The sequence below is a fragment of the Grimontia sp. SpTr1 genome (assembly GCF_947387585.1).
GTDB classification, from domain to species: domain Bacteria; phylum Pseudomonadota; class Gammaproteobacteria; order Enterobacterales; family Vibrionaceae; genus Enterovibrio; species Enterovibrio indicus.
This window is the reverse complement of the sequence record NZ_CANDOD010000004.1, coordinates 184,775-199,611: the sequence shown is the minus strand read 5'-3', so window position 1 is coordinate 199,611 and position 14,837 is coordinate 184,775. Positions and strand designations below refer to the sequence as shown.

Genomic DNA, 14,837 nt, shown 5'->3' with positions numbered 1-14,837 from the left:
CCATCACATTGATACCCAAGCTTAGGGAATGACGATGGCCAATGTTTCCAAACACATGCTCATCACGGGTGCCAACCGCGGTATTGGACTTGCACTCACTCAACGTTGTCTCGACGCTGGCTGGCACGTCGATGCCTGCTGCCGTCAGCCATTCGAAGCCGCAGAACTGAACTCGCTCGTAACAAAATATGATTCGCTGAGTATCCACGCGCTGGATGTCACAGACCACACCGCAGTTGACGCGCTGGCTCAGTCGCTCTCGGATAAGCAGTTCCACCTTATCCTCAACAATGCCGGATACTACGGCCCCAAAGGCTATGGGTTTGGCAATACCGACATGGATGAATGGCGCAAGGTGCTGGAAATCAACACGATTGCGCCACTCAAAATTGCACAAGCCTTTTATCCCCACCTTCTAGCAGCCAAAGGCACCTTTGCAGCAGTTTCGTCCAAAGTGGGTAGCATGGCGGAAAACACCTCAGGGGGCGGTTATATCTACCGATCGTCCAAAGCGGCGCTTAATTCCGTGGTAAAAAGCTTATCAAACGATTTATCACCACAGGGCATTATCGCCATTGCCTTGCATCCTGGTTGGGTACAAACCGAAATGGGCGGACCAAATGCGCTCATTTCAGCGGAAGAATCTGCACAGGGACTTTATGCCGTGTTGGAAGGGCTTGAAGTAAAGGACAGCGGACGTTTCCTGAATTACCAAGGTGAAGAGATTCCGTGGTGATTAGAAATGAATAAAATATTCAAAAACACGGGTCTTATGCCGAGCAAGACCATTCACAATAAAAAAGGAAGAAGTATGCCTGATTTAAATGCTCACAACCTTTACCACAAAAACTACTGCCCTTTCTGCCTCAAAGTCCGTGCGGCACTGAAGATGATGAATCTTGATGTGGCACTGGTTGATGTAGGTGCGGACAGAGAAGCTTACCAGGAGTTGGTCACTGAAGGTGGCCGCGGAATGGTACCTTGCCTTCGCATCGAGCAGGACGATGGCACGGTCGAGTGGATGTATGAGTCTGACGACATCATCGAGTACTTCGAAGAGAACTTTGCTAAGTAACCGCTGATTTCAGCAAAAAGAAAACGCCGCTCATCGCGGCGTTTTTTGTTTCGAGAAAAGGTTATTTTTCCTTCGTTATTGCTCCCACTCTTTTCGCCCATGCCATAAAGCTCGCTTCCAGCTCATTGATCATGCTTTTCACCGCAATTTGGTTGAAACGGTTTGCATCAGGCGTGGAAAGAAACGCGATATATTGATCCAACTCTTCCGCCGTAAAGTCTTTGTAAGCATAAGCCAGAGAAACCGTAACCATCTGCTGCACGTTAGCAGTGGATTGCTGACGAATCGCACCCAGCTCTTGTTTCATGTTGTCCATATCCAATGGGACATCAGGTTGAAGTGCTGACATCAACCCCGCAAAAATCGCCAACTGAACTTGCTCATAAAAGTTAACGGTAATATTGGTCGCATTGAGCAGTTGATCGATTTTCTGTACCTGGGCAATAAGCTGCTGGTTTTTCATCAAAACCGGAGCCTCAGCAGACATAGCGGCGAATGCCTCTTCCGTCCCGCTTTTGGCCTCAGCCTCTGTAAACGCCTTACCCAGCGGGGATTCATACCAGCGCATCAGCGTCGCGATTTGTTCGTCGTCCATAGCGCCAGAAAGGGACCGACGAATGCCGGAAAGGATGTTAGCCGGCACGATGGTTTCATCTGCAGCCTGCAACATGGCGTTGACTTCTTTTTCTGATAACGCGCCCTGTTGTTGCTGGGCTTCGAGAATGCCCAGTTTCACCGTTGCCGGGAACTGGTTCACCATCTCATCCACGCCTGCGGCATTGAGTAGGGCATTGAGAGATTTGTCTGAGGCGGCCTGTGCAAAGCCCACCACACAGAACGTGAAGAAATAGAGCGTCCATTTTACTGCTTGTTGGAACATGGTTTTGTCCTTAAATGAGGTTTTTAATGCAGCCCCCTGACATTCAGGCTCTTTTGACCTGTGGGTGCTTAGAGAAATTGTCCTTTTCACTGGCTTCTTCGAAGTCAGACTTAAATCATCAGTGATAGTGGACAAAAAACACACCGCAGCTGTGCGGTTCACGTTGATTTGGTACTTATTTCGGTAAAAAGCAGCACAAAGTTAATCAGCTAAAAGCATGGATATTTCTCTTATTCACGCGCAAAATAACGCTTTGTTCGTGAACCCGAGATTTCCATAGATGAAACCCAATGTGACTGGCCTGAAGCGCATTTTGCATGCCACCGGGTACTCCTTTCAGGGACTTCGCGCTGCATGGAATAATGAAGCGGCATTTCGACAGGAATTGGTTCTGTTGATCGTGATGACCACCCTTTCGTTCTTTCTGCCTGTGACTCAGGTTGAACAACTTTTGATGGTGGCATCACTGTTTATCGTTGTGATTGTTGAACTGATTAACTCTGCCATCGAAGCGGTTGTTGATCGCATCGGCCCAGAACATCATGAGCTGAGCGGGAGAGCCAAAGATATTGGCTCTGCTGCAGTGTTTATCGCGCTGCTTTTGGTGGTGATCACCTGGGGATCATTTCTGCTGTTTTGATAGTTTCAGCTGCAGAAAAGCAAAAAGGCGACATAATGTCGCCTTTTTGTATTTTTCGAGAACCTAGGGACGGGTTGTTTCATCCATCGCTTTTGCGAAATTCGCCAACGATTGAAAGTCAGATTCTGTCCACACTGTTTTTGATTTCAGGCTATCCGGCAACACACTAAATGCGTTTTCTTTTCTCACCGCCCTTGCTTCAAATTGCGCCCAGTTTGAAAGCAACTCACCATTCAGCAACTCGACAGGCAGCGTTTGCCACTCCCCGTTTTCCACACCATTGGGTGTTAAAGATAAGGCAAGATGATAGTCACGATGCAGCAGCACCCATTTGTCTGGCAACCGCTTAGTGCTGTCCCACCATTTCCCGTCCAGCGCTTCAATACGCCTAGAAGTTTCACGTTCTGGCGCAGCTTCCAGCGCAGACAGCTTTTCTGCAAAAGCGGTATCCATGGCCTCGCCAAATTCCACCAGCGTCAAATCGGGTGTTTCTCGCAAGATGGACATTGCAAGCTTGGCGCCCAGCATATTGGAGTAGAGATCTTCCGGCGAGTAAGCCGATGCGAGCTCTTTGAAACCCGCCACTGAAACCAAGCCAAACCACTGCGCAATCTCATGCCACTGGGCGAGACGAAATGCCATGACACCGGCGATATCCACCGCGATTTCATGCTTTTCCTGCGCCTTTAACGGGGCGTCGTTGCGCTTCAGCACAATGACGCGGTCGCGAAGTTCTGCGGGCAGTGGAATCTCTGCGTCTGTCCCTATGCGATAGCGGATTTCGTTAAATAGGTAATAGGTGAAATCTGCCGTGTCACGCACATGGGCGGTATCAATAAAACCGCCTTTTTGGGTGAAGATAAGCCCATTATGCTCTTCGCCAATCCCCAACAAACTGCTGGAAACCCCTTGCGAACCATCATTGTATTGGTGGTTGCCAACACCTTTTGCTTCCAGCACGTTGCCCACCGAAAAGAAGGGAACGGGCACACCGCCAACCTGTGCTTTTAAATCTTTACCGAAGGCGCAGCAAGGGCGAACACCCACAGGTGCGTTGGCCAATGCCACACTGCTGACACTCAGAAAAAGACCACCCATTAACAGGCGGCGACCAAAAGGTTTCACTCAGCTCACCATCATGATTGTTGTTTAGAACGCTTCGTTAATGTGGAAATAGAACCCACTGCTGTCTTTGCCGATACCAAAATCGAAACGCACGTTAATCCTTGGTTTAAAGGCAAAGCGATAGCCAATACCCGCCGTTGGCAACCAACTGTTATCAAACAATGCGTCCGCATCCGGCGCGATGTTGCCCGCACCCACCCAAGTCACCATGCCGTGTCGGGCATTGAATTGGTGTCGCCACTCCATCTGCGCGGAAAGCTGATAGCGGTCGCGGTACTGACCGATGTAATAGCCGCGCATACGTTTGTCGCTGCCAAGCTCGGAATAGGCATACCAAGGCACATCACCTGTCACGCCCTGGCCATATATATCCCACGCCAGAATGCTGTCTTTCGACAGGCGCTGGTACTCACGGTAGTTCAGCGTGAATCTGTCGTAGTTGAAATCGGAGCCAAACGCATCTCGGTAAGACACCCACTCGGCGCTGACCAATCTGCCACGCTCCGGATTGGGTTCGAAATCCCGGCTGTCGTACTCCAGTGCCATCACAGCACCACTGCTGATGGCGTCATCCAGCGCTGAGCCCGACAAAATCGGCCCATCAGACTCCTGATGAGTCAGGCGCTGAAAATCCCAGCCGACAGTGATGTAAGACTCTGACAGGAATTGATAAGACACCTTCGGAGACAGTTTCAGGATCTGCGCCTGCTGCTTGGTTTTGTTATCACTGTTCTCCGCCGCATCGCGGCCAATACCCCAGTAATAGCCCGGCGCGTGGCTGATCCATCCATCTGCCAACAAACGAAGGGTATCGCCATTCAAATAAGTGCGGTTTTCCACACCGAGACCATAGGAGCCTGAGGTCGAGACATAAGATTTCACCGCCACAGTCGAGTAAGGCGTGGTCTCAACCCAGTCTGAAGGTGCATACAGACCCACCGCGGCCACACCAAAGCCAAAGCCTTGCTCTGGGTTCACAAATGGCCCCGGCAGCACGCCCCAATCAATGCCCTCTTCGACATTGATCGTCTCGCTCGAGCCCAACTCTGTCAGGAGCTTATCTATCCAATCCTGTTGGTCAGTCTCGGAAGCCAGCGCCAAGGTTGGCAATGCCAGCGTGAGCAGCGCCAGAGATGTCATCGCTTTCATGTTTCCCCTCAATAACGCATATCAATCGAGAAGAACACACTGGTGCGATCGCCAAGTCCTGCTTCACCAAGAAGATATAAATGCGGCGAGATTTGGTATTGCATACCGATAATCGGATTCCAGGGAGTCGTCAATCGCTGTTCGACATTGAATTTTCCATCTTCAGTGAAGTCATCGAGGAATGAAGGAAGACCAAGACTAGAGATAGACCCTGATAGAGACTGTTCAACATCCTGATACATAGCTCCAGCCCAAAGGCGCATAGGAACGCCCTTTGAGTGGAAGTCGTAACCAACGCGCGGTGACACTACATAGGCATCAATCGCGCCATCAATAACACTCAGATCGGTTTGGGTATAACTTGCATCCAAGAGCGCAAACCAATTTTTGTAACCGCCAGCTAAAACTAAGCCTCCGCCAAATAACTCTCCTTCAAGATCTAACTTAAAACTGAACGGCTTCACTCCTTGCAGCGGAATGTGAATATCTTTCTTGTCTGTTTCAAGCGTCACACCTTTAACGGTTACCATCGTCTCTGACTGACCTTTCATCTTTCCAATCAGGCCGTAGAGATTTAGAAACGGGAAAACCCACACATCTGCCCGCAGCGACAAAACTTCACTCGACTGGCGTCCAGGTGATGCAACTATGTCTGGGTGAATAGGCGTAATACCATCTTTGTTGAAAAAGCTTGGCTTTCCTTTTATAGCCAACCCTTCAAACCCAATTGAATCCACCGCAATGCCCTGTTCCAAGCTCATATAGCTCACGTTAAACCCGAACGGTTTTGGTAAGACATAACCTAATGCTTCGGCCTCTTCTTTCCAGATAGGGAGGGAAAAAGAGTCAGCCCAGCTCGCGGTTGAACACAACAGCAAGCTGCCAGCAAGCACACGTTTTAACGAGAACATACTTCTGCTTCCAGATGCTCCCGGATAGGAGCAATAAAAATGGGAGGCGCAATTGCGGAAGGGGCGAAGAAGAGCGCGGAAGACTTTCGCAGCAGCCTAAAGAGGCGCATATCATACTCAGCAAACGGCAAAAGTAAACTAGAAAGTGTACATGTAAAAGTAGAGATTTCCCGAGTGCCAAGCGGAACTTGTAACGCGCTGTTTGTTAATGGGTTTCAGAGAAAGTCAGCGGCGTAATATAGGCGGATGTTTCAGATTGAGAATTGTCACTGTCAGATGTTACAGCAACCACAGAGAGGGTTTGATAGTCTTTCCCGAAAAGGCGCTGGAAGTCTTCCCGCACATTCCGGCTAACTGCGACCCATTCGTTTTTCCTGTCACCCGAGGTCGCTGCCAACATTTTGAACCGTTTTGGCGCAAATGGATTCGGCCAGAAACTGTTTTCCGGTTGGTTTGGTGTCCAGACATAAACAATGGTTCTGCTGCTCATCATGGTCATGCCCGGCACCACAGTTACCGAAATCCGCCAGGCGAAGTCATCCTGCGTTTTTAATTTCTCATTGTCCGTGGTGGGAAAGGTATCAACTTTCCATTGCCAACTCATCCAAGGCGTTGCCAACAGGTCGATTTCCTTTTCCATGATTAAGCCTGAAGCAGCATCCTGACTTTCCCCGTGTAGCACAGCTCCACCAAACGATGCGTCGTCAATCAAACGGTATCGGGTTTCGCTCTTAAACGCTTTCACCTGCCATTCGGACAGTTCGGAAAAGCCAATGGTCTCCTCCGCTAAGACAGGAGGTAGGAAAACCAAATAGCAGGAAAGCAGAGCATAAATCCATTTATTCAATCAATTTCTTCCTCTAAGCGGCTGTCTAAATAAGAACGGGTATCCCCAATATAGATTTCATTTCTTCCCCTGATTTCAATATGGGATGGCTTGCGCACAAGGCATATGCAACACGCACTTAAAACGAGTCGTAAAAAAAGTCCTGACAAGTACCAAAAATAAGACACTCAGCCATCTTGAGGTTACTTAATATACACGTAAAGACGAGTGTGCCAGATGCACTGACATAAATTGAAAAGGTCGTTTGAGGCGATTTTAGTTCGCGGCCAATGGATTGATTTACAGGATATTATGCGACGAATTTACGTTTCCCTCGGCTTGTTTAGTCAGGCAGCCGTAGCCTTTGCGGAACAACCCCTTCGGGTGGTATCTGAAACACTTCCACCCTTTCAGGTCATTGATGAAGAAGGGCAATTTGGCGGTCGTGCAGTTGACATGGTCCAAGCCATTTTGGACGAGGCTGGGTTTGATTCACCCATTGATGTCATGCCCTGGGCACGGGCTTACAAAACCGCGCAAAAGGAAAAAAACGTCGCCATCTTCTCCATGGCTTTTTCTGAAAAGCGCAAAGATCTCTTCCACTGGGTTGGCCAGTTGTACGCACTCGAACGTTCTTCATTGATAGGCTTAAAAAGCCGCTCTGAACTGCAAGGGGATTCATTGGACCACGCCAAAAATTTCCGTGTCTGCTCAGAGCTAGAAACTTACTCCTATCAATACTTGGTAAATAAAGGTTTTAAGCCCGACGAAAACCTGTTCACCTTACGGGGAACGCTATCAGCCATTCCAACCGACAACGGCGGCATTGCCCGCCCTGCGAAGCACCTTTCTTTGCTGCAAAACCGTAAGTGCGATTACGCCACAGGGCTTTGGTCTGTGTATGCCTACAGCGAAAACAGCAATGATGATTTGAAAGCGTATTTCTACCTTGGGGACCCAGATAAACCACTGATTTTGAACCTCGCTCTCAGCTTAGGGTCAGATCAGGTCGTGATTGACCGAATGAGCAAGGCTTACCATACGCTTCTTAACGATGGCACCCTCTATAAAATCTGCTCCAAGGACGACCCTGAACATACCTTCACACTGTCTTGTGCTGCTGTCGAGCCGCCAGAGAATAACGGGGATTTATGACCTCAAAGCTGTTCGGCACCAAAGCCCCCCTGCTAAGGCGATTTGTCGCTTCAGTGATGCTATTGAGCATTATTGGCGGCGTGGTGATCAGTGTTGTTATCGCGTCGGTTCAGCTCAACCACCTCAATACTGAAAAAGAACTGGCTGCCAAACTGCAGTTGGAAAACATCCTCGACGGCGCGGCCTACGCGGCGTTCAACCTCGATTCTGCGCAAGGGCATTCGCTACTGAAAGGCTTCGAAGGCGACCATTTGTTTCAGGCTGTCGCCATTCTCGACAACTATGACGATGCCGTGGCATCCATCGAGCAACCTCATCATCATTTGATTCCTGAGTGGTTGAGTGTGGTCCTCCCTGTCGATGAAACGGTTGTTCTCTCCTATCCGTTGACGTTCAAAATCTATCGCGATAGTCAATTTATCGACCAACATGTAGGGAATCTGGTCGGCACCGTGCACTTCCACACCTCTGAGGCCGAATTTTACGATTTGGTGTGGACCATCTGCCTTTCTACCATGGCTGAAGTACTGCTTATTGCCATCATCCTGACCATCCTCTTCCACAATCAGATTGGGCGACCACTCTCCAAAATCATTGATTCTATTGATAAGAACGCCAAGCTTGAGCGACAGAAAAACGCCAGACTGTTGAAGATAGACGGCCATGAAAACGACGAGTTTGGCTTACTGGTTCACGCCTACAACAATTCCGTGCAGCAGGCAGTCAGCTACATGCGAGAGCTGGAAAGTGCCAAAGCCGAACTCAAAGCCCTGTCTGAAATCGACCCGCTCACGAATGTTTCCAACCGCCGGGCTTTGCTTTCGGAACTCAACACCCTATGTAATCACGAGCATCCTTTTGCATTGGTGTCGTTCGACCTTGATGACTTCGGTGGCTATAACGATGCCAACGGGCACCAGGAAGGAGATGTGTTGCTGGTAAGATTTGCCCGTGCGCTGAGAGAGCAACTGCCGCAAGCGTCCATCAGCCGCACCGGTGGAGATGAATTCGTTTGTATCATCCCCTCCCAGAGTTACCAGCGGAGCGTGGAAGATTTGCTAACACCGCTACTCAACACGCCTGTACGTGAAGACATCACCAGTACCCAGTGGATTTCTTCGTCTATCGGTGTCGCCTTCTTCCCTGAAAATGGCCACACGCCGAGACAACTTCTGCATGCTACCGACATCGCCCTTTATATTGCCAAGGAAGCGGGACGACGCTGTGTGCGTTTTTACGATAAAGATGCCGATATAGCACGAACCAACCGTGAAGCCGTCCGCAAGGCGCTGCAGCGCATTATCGAAACCAAAGAATTCACGCTGCATTACCAACCCAAAGTCAGCATGAAAACCGGATTGGTCATTGGCTGCGAGGCATTGCTACGTTTGAATCACAACGAGAGACAACAGAATGTCGCCCATGTCGATATTGTGGAAGAAGCCGAACGCACAGGCCTGATTGTGGCACTGGGACGGGAGATCATGCGACGTGCCTTTTACGATATCAGCCAGATCCTTGATCACCTGCCGGACAACTTCCGCTTCAGCGTCAATGTTTCCCCTCAGCAACTTACCTCTGACGGGTTTATTGCAGAGCTGCTTTCCTGCTCAGAAGACAATGATGTGCCCCTGCAGAGCCTGGATATCGAAATCACTGAGTCTTCCCAGATGATCAATACTGATTCTACCAACAAGGTACGAAACTGGCTGAAAAATGCCGGGGTGACGGTTTCACTGGATGATTTCGGTACTGGTTTTGCGTCGCTTGAATACCTGCTCACCTACGGCTTTGACCAAATCAAGATTGACCGCCAGTTTACTCAGGTGCTGCCTGGGGATGACGATGCCAAGGCCATCTTTAATGTGGTCAAGTACCTTGCAGATAAGCTGAACATGGATGTCATCGCTGAAGGCGTCGAAACGCTGGATCAGGAGACCTATTTGCTCAATCAAGGTTTTGAATATGCGCAAGGCTATTTCTACGCTAAGCCACTTGTCATTGATGATTTCATCCAATTTGTCGCCTGTCGTCAGGCCAAGCACAGCTCTTCTGTCTAAAAATACCTCCTTACATAATAAAAACCCCAGACAGAAATATCATTTTTTCTTCGATTTCCCTTCTCCACCACTTGCACACTGCCTGACAGACTAAAAGTCATCACTTAATTATAGTATTCATATAGTTAGGTTCAGCTAACCACCGTACTGAAAGCGTGACAACACTGAATCCCGCCCGTTAGTTATTAAACAATCCGACAGTTGTGTTTCACTTATTTAACATCTATTCAACCTTCCGTGAATTTTTACTTTTAAAATTTTGCATCTTGAATAAAGCTTAAATCAGAAAAACAAAAACACGTCTTCGACGAATACTGAAATTGAACTTGCACCTGTAATAAGCACAACAAGCAGGTTATTGAACATCAGGGGAATGGCTCCTTTTATCGAGCCAAATAATAATAAAATGTGATTAAGCAGGGTGTTTACACTCACTAACAAAATGGGAGACTTCCCATGAAAAAAGTAAAATGCTTAGCGGTAACTTTTTCGAGCTTATTATTAACAGCCTGTATCGTTAATAGTAATAATCTTCGAGAGACGGATTTAAATTCGTCATTGCGACAAGGTGGATATTATTACTCCCACTTTGGAATAGAAAGAGAACAGACACGCGAAAAAGTCACCTTTGAAGACACAGAGGCAAGGGTTGCCTCAGTATCGCGGGTCACGGTAGTCAGTAATCGGGATGGCACTATCTCCAAAGCTTTGAAACATAGAGGTAAAGGGAATTATCAAATAGATTGTCAGGTTGGTGCACATTTCTGCTTTTTAGTCATCGGTGCACTGATCAATGGGAAAAAAGTTGATCACAAATATCATGTTAATAAATCTGGATTACTCGTTAGGGAAAACGGAATATCAAAGAGATTTATTCATGATGACAGCGAAATGATTGAACAGTTTTAAATTCGTTTTTGGCTATGGTAGCGAGCCTTTAGGTTGGTAATAATTGATGCACCCAATACATTACCACCTCTACTTTACTGGTATCATCAGGCAGCGTTGATGGTAACTCAGTAAAATGACATGGAAGTTCCTTGTAGTTGGTGTAAATTATTTCAATGCAAATATTTGCATTTTGGACAGGCAATGCTCATTTGAGCTGACTCCATATTGCCTGTCCTTTTTCTTTTCTATTTTTCCCAATCTTTAAACGCAATCACAATAGTGTATTAGTTAGCCTATACCCTCCAGAAGCGACTTGGAGGCCCCTCATGCTTAAGCAACCCAAACTGCAACCCAGCGCATTGACGAACAAATACGAACTAACCTGGGATTTTGAAATACAAGTCGACGGTGTCGATATTGTTGTCCCAAAGTACTTCCGTTACGACGGTGCCAGCATTCCTGCTGTCGCTTGGCAAATTACTTTTACGCCCTTTCACCCAGACATCATGATGCCAGCATTGGTCCATGACTGGCTGTTCTACAATCATCAGGTTGACCGCGAGCAGGCGGATGATTTCCTCTACCAACTGCTGCGCCAAAATCGGGTGGATAACCTGCGCGCCAACATGATTTGGGGAGCCGTCAGGGCAGGTGGGCACTTCTTCTGGGACAACGATGAGGAAGATAAAGAATTTCTGAGAAAGCTCTATCGCCTTGTCAAAAACAGACCAAATATCAATAGGTATCACTTTCCCCAGGAAATTGTAAACACTGCCTAAAATTACCGACTCACATTAAAGACTGTGTATTTATTGGTGGAATGTATTCAATCTCTTTAGATTCCTGCGCAACTTTTTCAGTCTGCACCGCCGATATTTTCTATATTTGCAGCTAGTTCCAAAGTTAGGTTTTCAGTAGGTAGGCAACAGAGCGCTCTACTGGACTGGTGGATGCCACATACCCGGGTCAAGGAATGGGATTTTGAACGTTTACGTCGTCGATGATAATACCGAGTTTACCGATGTCATCACACAAATGCTGTGTGAGACAGGCTATCCCACTAAAGGTTATAACCGGGGCATGGATCTGCTGCGTTTCGCCGCGCCAACCTCCAATGATGTGCTGCTGCTCGATGTACACATGCCGGATAAAAACGGCATTGCCTTGCTCAAAGAGCTGAGCAGTTTCAGCATCAAACCCTGCGTGATCCTGCTGAGCGGGTACGACAAATCCATTCTGAATTCCGCCTCTACCTTCGCCCAGTCGCTCGACTTCAACGTGATCGGTTCACTTTCCAAGCCTTTTACCCGCAGAGTGCTGCTGAACATGTTGGAGTTTGCCAAACAGGGCAAAGCCGACAAAAAGAAAATGGAAGTGGCCAAGGTCAATCCGGTTGATGTGGAAGAAGCCATGGATGATGACCAACTGGACGTTTTCTATCAGCCACAAATCAACCTGAGGGATGGCGTTGTTACCTCTTACGAATGCTTGCTGCGCTGGCATCATCCTGAGCTTGGGCTGTTAAGTGCCGATCAGTTTCTGCACACAGATTTACCAGACAGAATTAAGCTAAAACTCTCCTTATGGGTACTTAACCGTGTTGCTAGCGATGCCGAAGCACTTGTCCAATTGCCGCATTTCAAATCCATTTCCATCAACGTGAGTGCCTCATCGTTGGTGACGCCGGAATATCAGTTCCGGTTTAATTCACTGATCGCCGGCACCCAGTTAAAGCCCCATCAAATCACACTGGAACTGATTGAGCGTGAGTTTCTTGAAGGGCGTCAGGATGTACTGGATATCTTGGTCAACCTCAGAATTAAAGGCGTGGGGCTGTCTCTCGACGATTTCGGCACGGGGTATTCCTCCCTGTCTCTATTCCACACGCTGCCATTTTCCGAGTTGAAGGTCGACAAATCCTTCACCAAAACCATGTTGAGTAACGCTCAGTCTCTCAACATCGTCCGCTCCTGCATTGATTTGGCTAAACGCATGGAACTCAAAGTCATTGCTGAGGGCGTGGAATCCCACGATATCTATGAACATTTGCAGCACGAATGGTGTGACTCGGCTCAGGGCTACTACATTGCCAAGCCTATGCCGTTAAAAACCCTGATGAGCTGGAATGCAAATTTCAACCATCACATTTACAACTAATAAGGACGTTATTTTGGTCTCAATGCACGGATTGTATGAGCTCAAACCCGATCAGGATCAGAGCGAATTTGAACAGGCATTCACTGCTTATGCCAAACAACTCAACGAGATGGGACTCAACATTGGCTGGCAGTCTTTTTCGCGCCGTCCACACCAAGGCTACAACCTTATGCCTCCTGAGCAACACGGATTGGTTGCCATGTACTTTGAAGACGACGAGCAGGCTAACCGCTGCTGGGACGTGGTAGCAACCGACGACGAGCCCATTGCTTCCCTTCACCGGGGTGTTAACCAAAAGGTCACCAACATCAGCTTTTTCTATAGTGATGTGAACACGCACAATGTCTGAAAACGATGAGCTGCGAAAACGTATCGCTCAACTTGAAGCCGAGAACGAACGACTCAGACACGCCATCGATATTGCATCTGATGGTATCTATGACTGGCAAATCACAGAGAACAAGCTCTACCTGACTGGCAGCTGGTATGAAACGCTGGGTTATGAGAATCAGGAAGTCTCCTCCACCATTGAGCAGTGGCAATCTATGCTGCATCCTGATGATGTTGAATCTACCTGGAAAGCACTGCGGGCTCATATCAACGGTGAAGTTGAACTCCATGAGCATGAAAACCGGCTTCGGATGAAGAATGGCCAATACCGTTGGAATCTCGATCGCGGCAAAGTGGTTGAGAGGGATGAAAATGGTGTGGCGCTGCGCATGGTGGGGATTGATAAAGACATCACCCGACAAAAGCAGAGTGATGAGCTTAACCACCAGCTCGCCGCTCAGTTAATGCAAGCCAAAAAAATGGAGGCGCTGGGCGCGTTTGCAGGGGGGATTGCCCATGAGTTTAATAACCTGCTGGGGATTGCTTTCGGGCTGGCGGATTTAATCACGCTTAAACTGGAAAGCACCCCAACTTACGAGCGTGTTGGCGAGCACTTAGAGAAGCTTGAAGATGTGTTAGATCGTGGGCGATTATTGGTAAAGCAGATCCTCACATTCAGTCGGAAACAGGATGAAGACCGAACAGAACTGGACCTTAACCGTCTTTGTCAGGATGTCACCTGCGCATTGGAAATGAGCAAAGCCTTCACCTCAAATCTCGCACTCACGTTGCCGGAAGAAATCCTGATCATTCATGCCGACAGCACCCATATTCATCAGTTACTCACCAATCTTCTCATCAACGCAAATCACGCCTGCCAAGGTCTTGAAGGCAAAATCCGCTTTGACGTTTCCGCCGTTGAACTGACTCAAGAAAACATCGAATCTGAATGGCTGGCACAACCGGGCATGTTCGCCAAAATCACTATCATTGATAACGGGGTAGGTATCGTTGATAAAGTGCTGGAACATATCTACGAACCGTTTTTCACCACCCGGGCGCACGGTGAAGGTACGGGCATGGGATTGGCCATCGTTCATGGAATTATCAGCCGATACCAAGGTGGGATCAGCGTTAAAACCAAACTAAACGAAGGCACAGAGTTCACCGTCTACCTTCCGCTCTGCAGCAAACGCTCAGAAAACCACGTTATACATTCCGAGAATCTGGTTTCGTCTGGCATTCCGCTGGATGCTGATCTTCATCAGCCCAAAGTCATCTTCGTCGATGATGAAGAAATCATGCTTGAAGTAGTAAAAGCAACGCTGCCGATTTTCGGTCTGCAGGTTGATACCTTCAGCGACCCAAGCGAAGCGCTTTGGGAAATAGGGAAAACGCCTGATAAATACCAGATTCTGGTCACCGACCAGGCCATGCCACAACTCACCGGGTTACAGCTTATCAATGAAGCGCGCAAGCACAGCCCTGAACTGCCCGTGGTGCTTTACACCGGATTGAATGACTTTGCTGACCAGATTGGTGAAAGCCAACAGCTTCAGGGCTTTTTGTTAAAGCCTTTGCGGGTTAATGAACTGATCGTACACATCCGCTCTATATTGAGTGCCCGAGGGCAGTAAA

The 14,837-nt window shown here is 48.2% G+C and carries 15 protein-coding genes; 10 read left to right on the top strand and 5 right to left on the bottom strand.

Features of this window, described 5'->3' with window-relative positions; all coding sequences use genetic code 11:
• Positions 1-34: 34 nt before the first annotated feature.
• Both QL223_RS09455 and QL223_RS09450 read left to right on the top strand, forming a co-directional pair.
• Complete coding sequence (locus tag QL223_RS09455; RefSeq protein ID WP_281544577.1) at positions 35-736, top strand: SDR family oxidoreductase; 702 nt, start codon at positions 35-37, stop codon at positions 734-736.
• Positions 737-811: 75 nt separating this feature from the next.
• Entirely contained in the window at positions 812-1,075 is a 264-nt protein-coding gene (locus tag QL223_RS09450) for a glutathione S-transferase N-terminal domain-containing protein (RefSeq protein WP_002536708.1), read from the top strand.
• Between the two features lie 61 nt (positions 1,076-1,136).
• On the opposite strand, the gene QL223_RS09445 is transcribed toward QL223_RS09450, so the two are convergent.
• Positions 1,137-1,955, bottom strand: a complete 819-nt coding sequence (locus QL223_RS09445; RefSeq protein WP_281544576.1) for a hypothetical protein — start codon at positions 1,953-1,955, stop codon at positions 1,137-1,139.
• A 280-nt stretch (positions 1,956-2,235) separates the two neighbouring features.
• Here QL223_RS09445 and QL223_RS09440 point away from each other — a divergent pair, with 280 nt between their 5' ends.
• The gene (locus tag QL223_RS09440; RefSeq protein ID WP_002536704.1) at positions 2,236-2,595 is read left to right on the top strand and encodes a diacylglycerol kinase; all 360 of its coding nucleotides are present in this window, start codon (positions 2,236-2,238) and stop codon (positions 2,593-2,595) included.
• Positions 2,596-2,658: 63 nt separating this feature from the next.
• Here QL223_RS09440 and QL223_RS09435 read toward each other — a convergent pair whose 3' ends face one another.
• The 4 genes from QL223_RS09435 to QL223_RS09420 all read right to left on the bottom strand — a co-directional run bounded on the left by QL223_RS09435 (position 2,659) and on the right by QL223_RS09420 (position 6,627).
• Positions 2,659-3,720, bottom strand: a complete 1,062-nt coding sequence (locus QL223_RS09435; RefSeq protein ID WP_281544575.1) for a DUF4056 domain-containing protein — start codon at positions 3,718-3,720, stop codon at positions 2,659-2,661.
• A 24-nt stretch (positions 3,721-3,744) separates the two neighbouring features.
• Positions 3,745-4,869 (bottom strand): BamA/TamA family outer membrane protein, encoded by a 1,125-nt coding sequence (locus QL223_RS09430; RefSeq protein ID WP_281544574.1) that lies wholly within the window; start codon positions 4,867-4,869, stop codon positions 3,745-3,747.
• Positions 4,870-4,877: 8 nt separating this feature from the next.
• Positions 4,878-5,780, bottom strand: a complete 903-nt coding sequence (locus tag QL223_RS09425) for a TonB-dependent receptor (RefSeq protein ID WP_281544573.1) — start codon at positions 5,778-5,780, stop codon at positions 4,878-4,880.
• 205 nt (positions 5,781-5,985) lie between these two features.
• The gene (locus QL223_RS09420; protein WP_281544572.1) at positions 5,986-6,627 is read right to left on the bottom strand and encodes a DUF3047 domain-containing protein; all 642 of its coding nucleotides are present in this window, start codon (positions 6,625-6,627) and stop codon (positions 5,986-5,988) included.
• Positions 6,628-6,918: 291 nt separating this feature from the next.
• On the opposite strand from QL223_RS09420, the gene QL223_RS09415 reads away from it, so the two are divergent.
• The 7 genes from QL223_RS09415 (at position 6,919) to QL223_RS09385 (ending at position 14,836) form a co-directional block, all read left to right on the top strand.
• A complete protein-coding gene (locus QL223_RS09415; protein ID WP_281544571.1) occupies positions 6,919-7,761 on the top strand; it encodes a transporter substrate-binding domain-containing protein in 843 nt (280 codons plus the stop codon).
• Positions 7,758-9,821: a bifunctional diguanylate cyclase/phosphodiesterase gene (locus QL223_RS09410; RefSeq protein WP_281544570.1), complete on the top strand. Its 2,064-nt coding sequence runs from the start codon at positions 7,758-7,760 to the stop codon at positions 9,819-9,821. Before QL223_RS09415 ends, QL223_RS09410 begins: the two co-directional genes overlap by 4 nt.
• Before the next feature lie 456 nt (positions 9,822-10,277).
• Positions 10,278-10,730, top strand: a complete 453-nt coding sequence (locus QL223_RS09405; RefSeq protein ID WP_281544569.1) for a hypothetical protein — start codon at positions 10,278-10,280, stop codon at positions 10,728-10,730.
• Between the two features lie 308 nt (positions 10,731-11,038).
• Positions 11,039-11,491, top strand: a complete 453-nt coding sequence (locus QL223_RS09400) for a DUF1353 domain-containing protein (RefSeq protein ID WP_281544568.1) — start codon at positions 11,039-11,041, stop codon at positions 11,489-11,491.
• A 202-nt stretch (positions 11,492-11,693) separates the two neighbouring features.
• Positions 11,694-12,869: an EAL domain-containing response regulator gene (locus QL223_RS09395; RefSeq protein WP_002536689.1), complete on the top strand. Its 1,176-nt coding sequence runs from the start codon at positions 11,694-11,696 to the stop codon at positions 12,867-12,869.
• A 22-nt stretch (positions 12,870-12,891) separates the two neighbouring features.
• Positions 12,892-13,218, top strand: a complete 327-nt coding sequence (locus tag QL223_RS09390; RefSeq protein WP_039849631.1) for a DUF6614 family protein — start codon at positions 12,892-12,894, stop codon at positions 13,216-13,218.
• Entirely contained in the window at positions 13,211-14,836 is a 1,626-nt protein-coding gene (locus tag QL223_RS09385) for a PAS domain-containing protein (RefSeq protein ID WP_002536687.1), read from the top strand. Before QL223_RS09390 ends, QL223_RS09385 begins: the two co-directional genes overlap by 8 nt.
• The last annotated feature ends 1 nt before the right edge of the window (position 14,837 follow it).

Bases quoted from the DNA above. Each gene is read 5' to 3' on its own strand.
- QL223_RS09440 (WP_002536704.1), top strand. From the start codon at position 2,236: ATGAAACCCAATGTGACTGGCCTGAAGCGCATTTTGCATGCCACCGGG.
- QL223_RS09425 (WP_281544573.1), bottom strand. From the start codon at position 5,780: ATGTTCTCGTTAAAACGTGTGCTTGCTGGCAGCTTGCTGTTGTGTTCA.
- QL223_RS09415 (WP_281544571.1), top strand. From the start codon at position 6,919: ATGCGACGAATTTACGTTTCCCTCGGCTTGTTTAGTCAGGCAGCCGTA.
- QL223_RS09385 (WP_002536687.1), top strand. From the start codon at position 13,211: ATGTCTGAAAACGATGAGCTGCGAAAACGTATCGCTCAACTTGAAGCC.
- QL223_RS09430 (WP_281544574.1), bottom strand. From the start codon at position 4,869: ATGAAAGCGATGACATCTCTGGCGCTGCTCACGCTGGCATTGCCAACC.
- QL223_RS09445 (WP_281544576.1), bottom strand. From the start codon at position 1,955: ATGTTCCAACAAGCAGTAAAATGGACGCTCTATTTCTTCACGTTCTGT.
- QL223_RS09390 (WP_039849631.1), top strand. From the start codon at position 12,892: ATGCACGGATTGTATGAGCTCAAACCCGATCAGGATCAGAGCGAATTT.
- QL223_RS09405 (WP_281544569.1), top strand. From the start codon at position 10,278: ATGAAAAAAGTAAAATGCTTAGCGGTAACTTTTTCGAGCTTATTATTA.
- QL223_RS09450 (WP_002536708.1), top strand. From the start codon at position 812: ATGCCTGATTTAAATGCTCACAACCTTTACCACAAAAACTACTGCCCT.
- QL223_RS09410 (WP_281544570.1), top strand. From the start codon at position 7,758: ATGACCTCAAAGCTGTTCGGCACCAAAGCCCCCCTGCTAAGGCGATTT.
- QL223_RS09455 (WP_281544577.1), top strand. From the start codon at position 35: ATGGCCAATGTTTCCAAACACATGCTCATCACGGGTGCCAACCGCGGT.
- QL223_RS09400 (WP_281544568.1), top strand. From the start codon at position 11,039: ATGCTTAAGCAACCCAAACTGCAACCCAGCGCATTGACGAACAAATAC.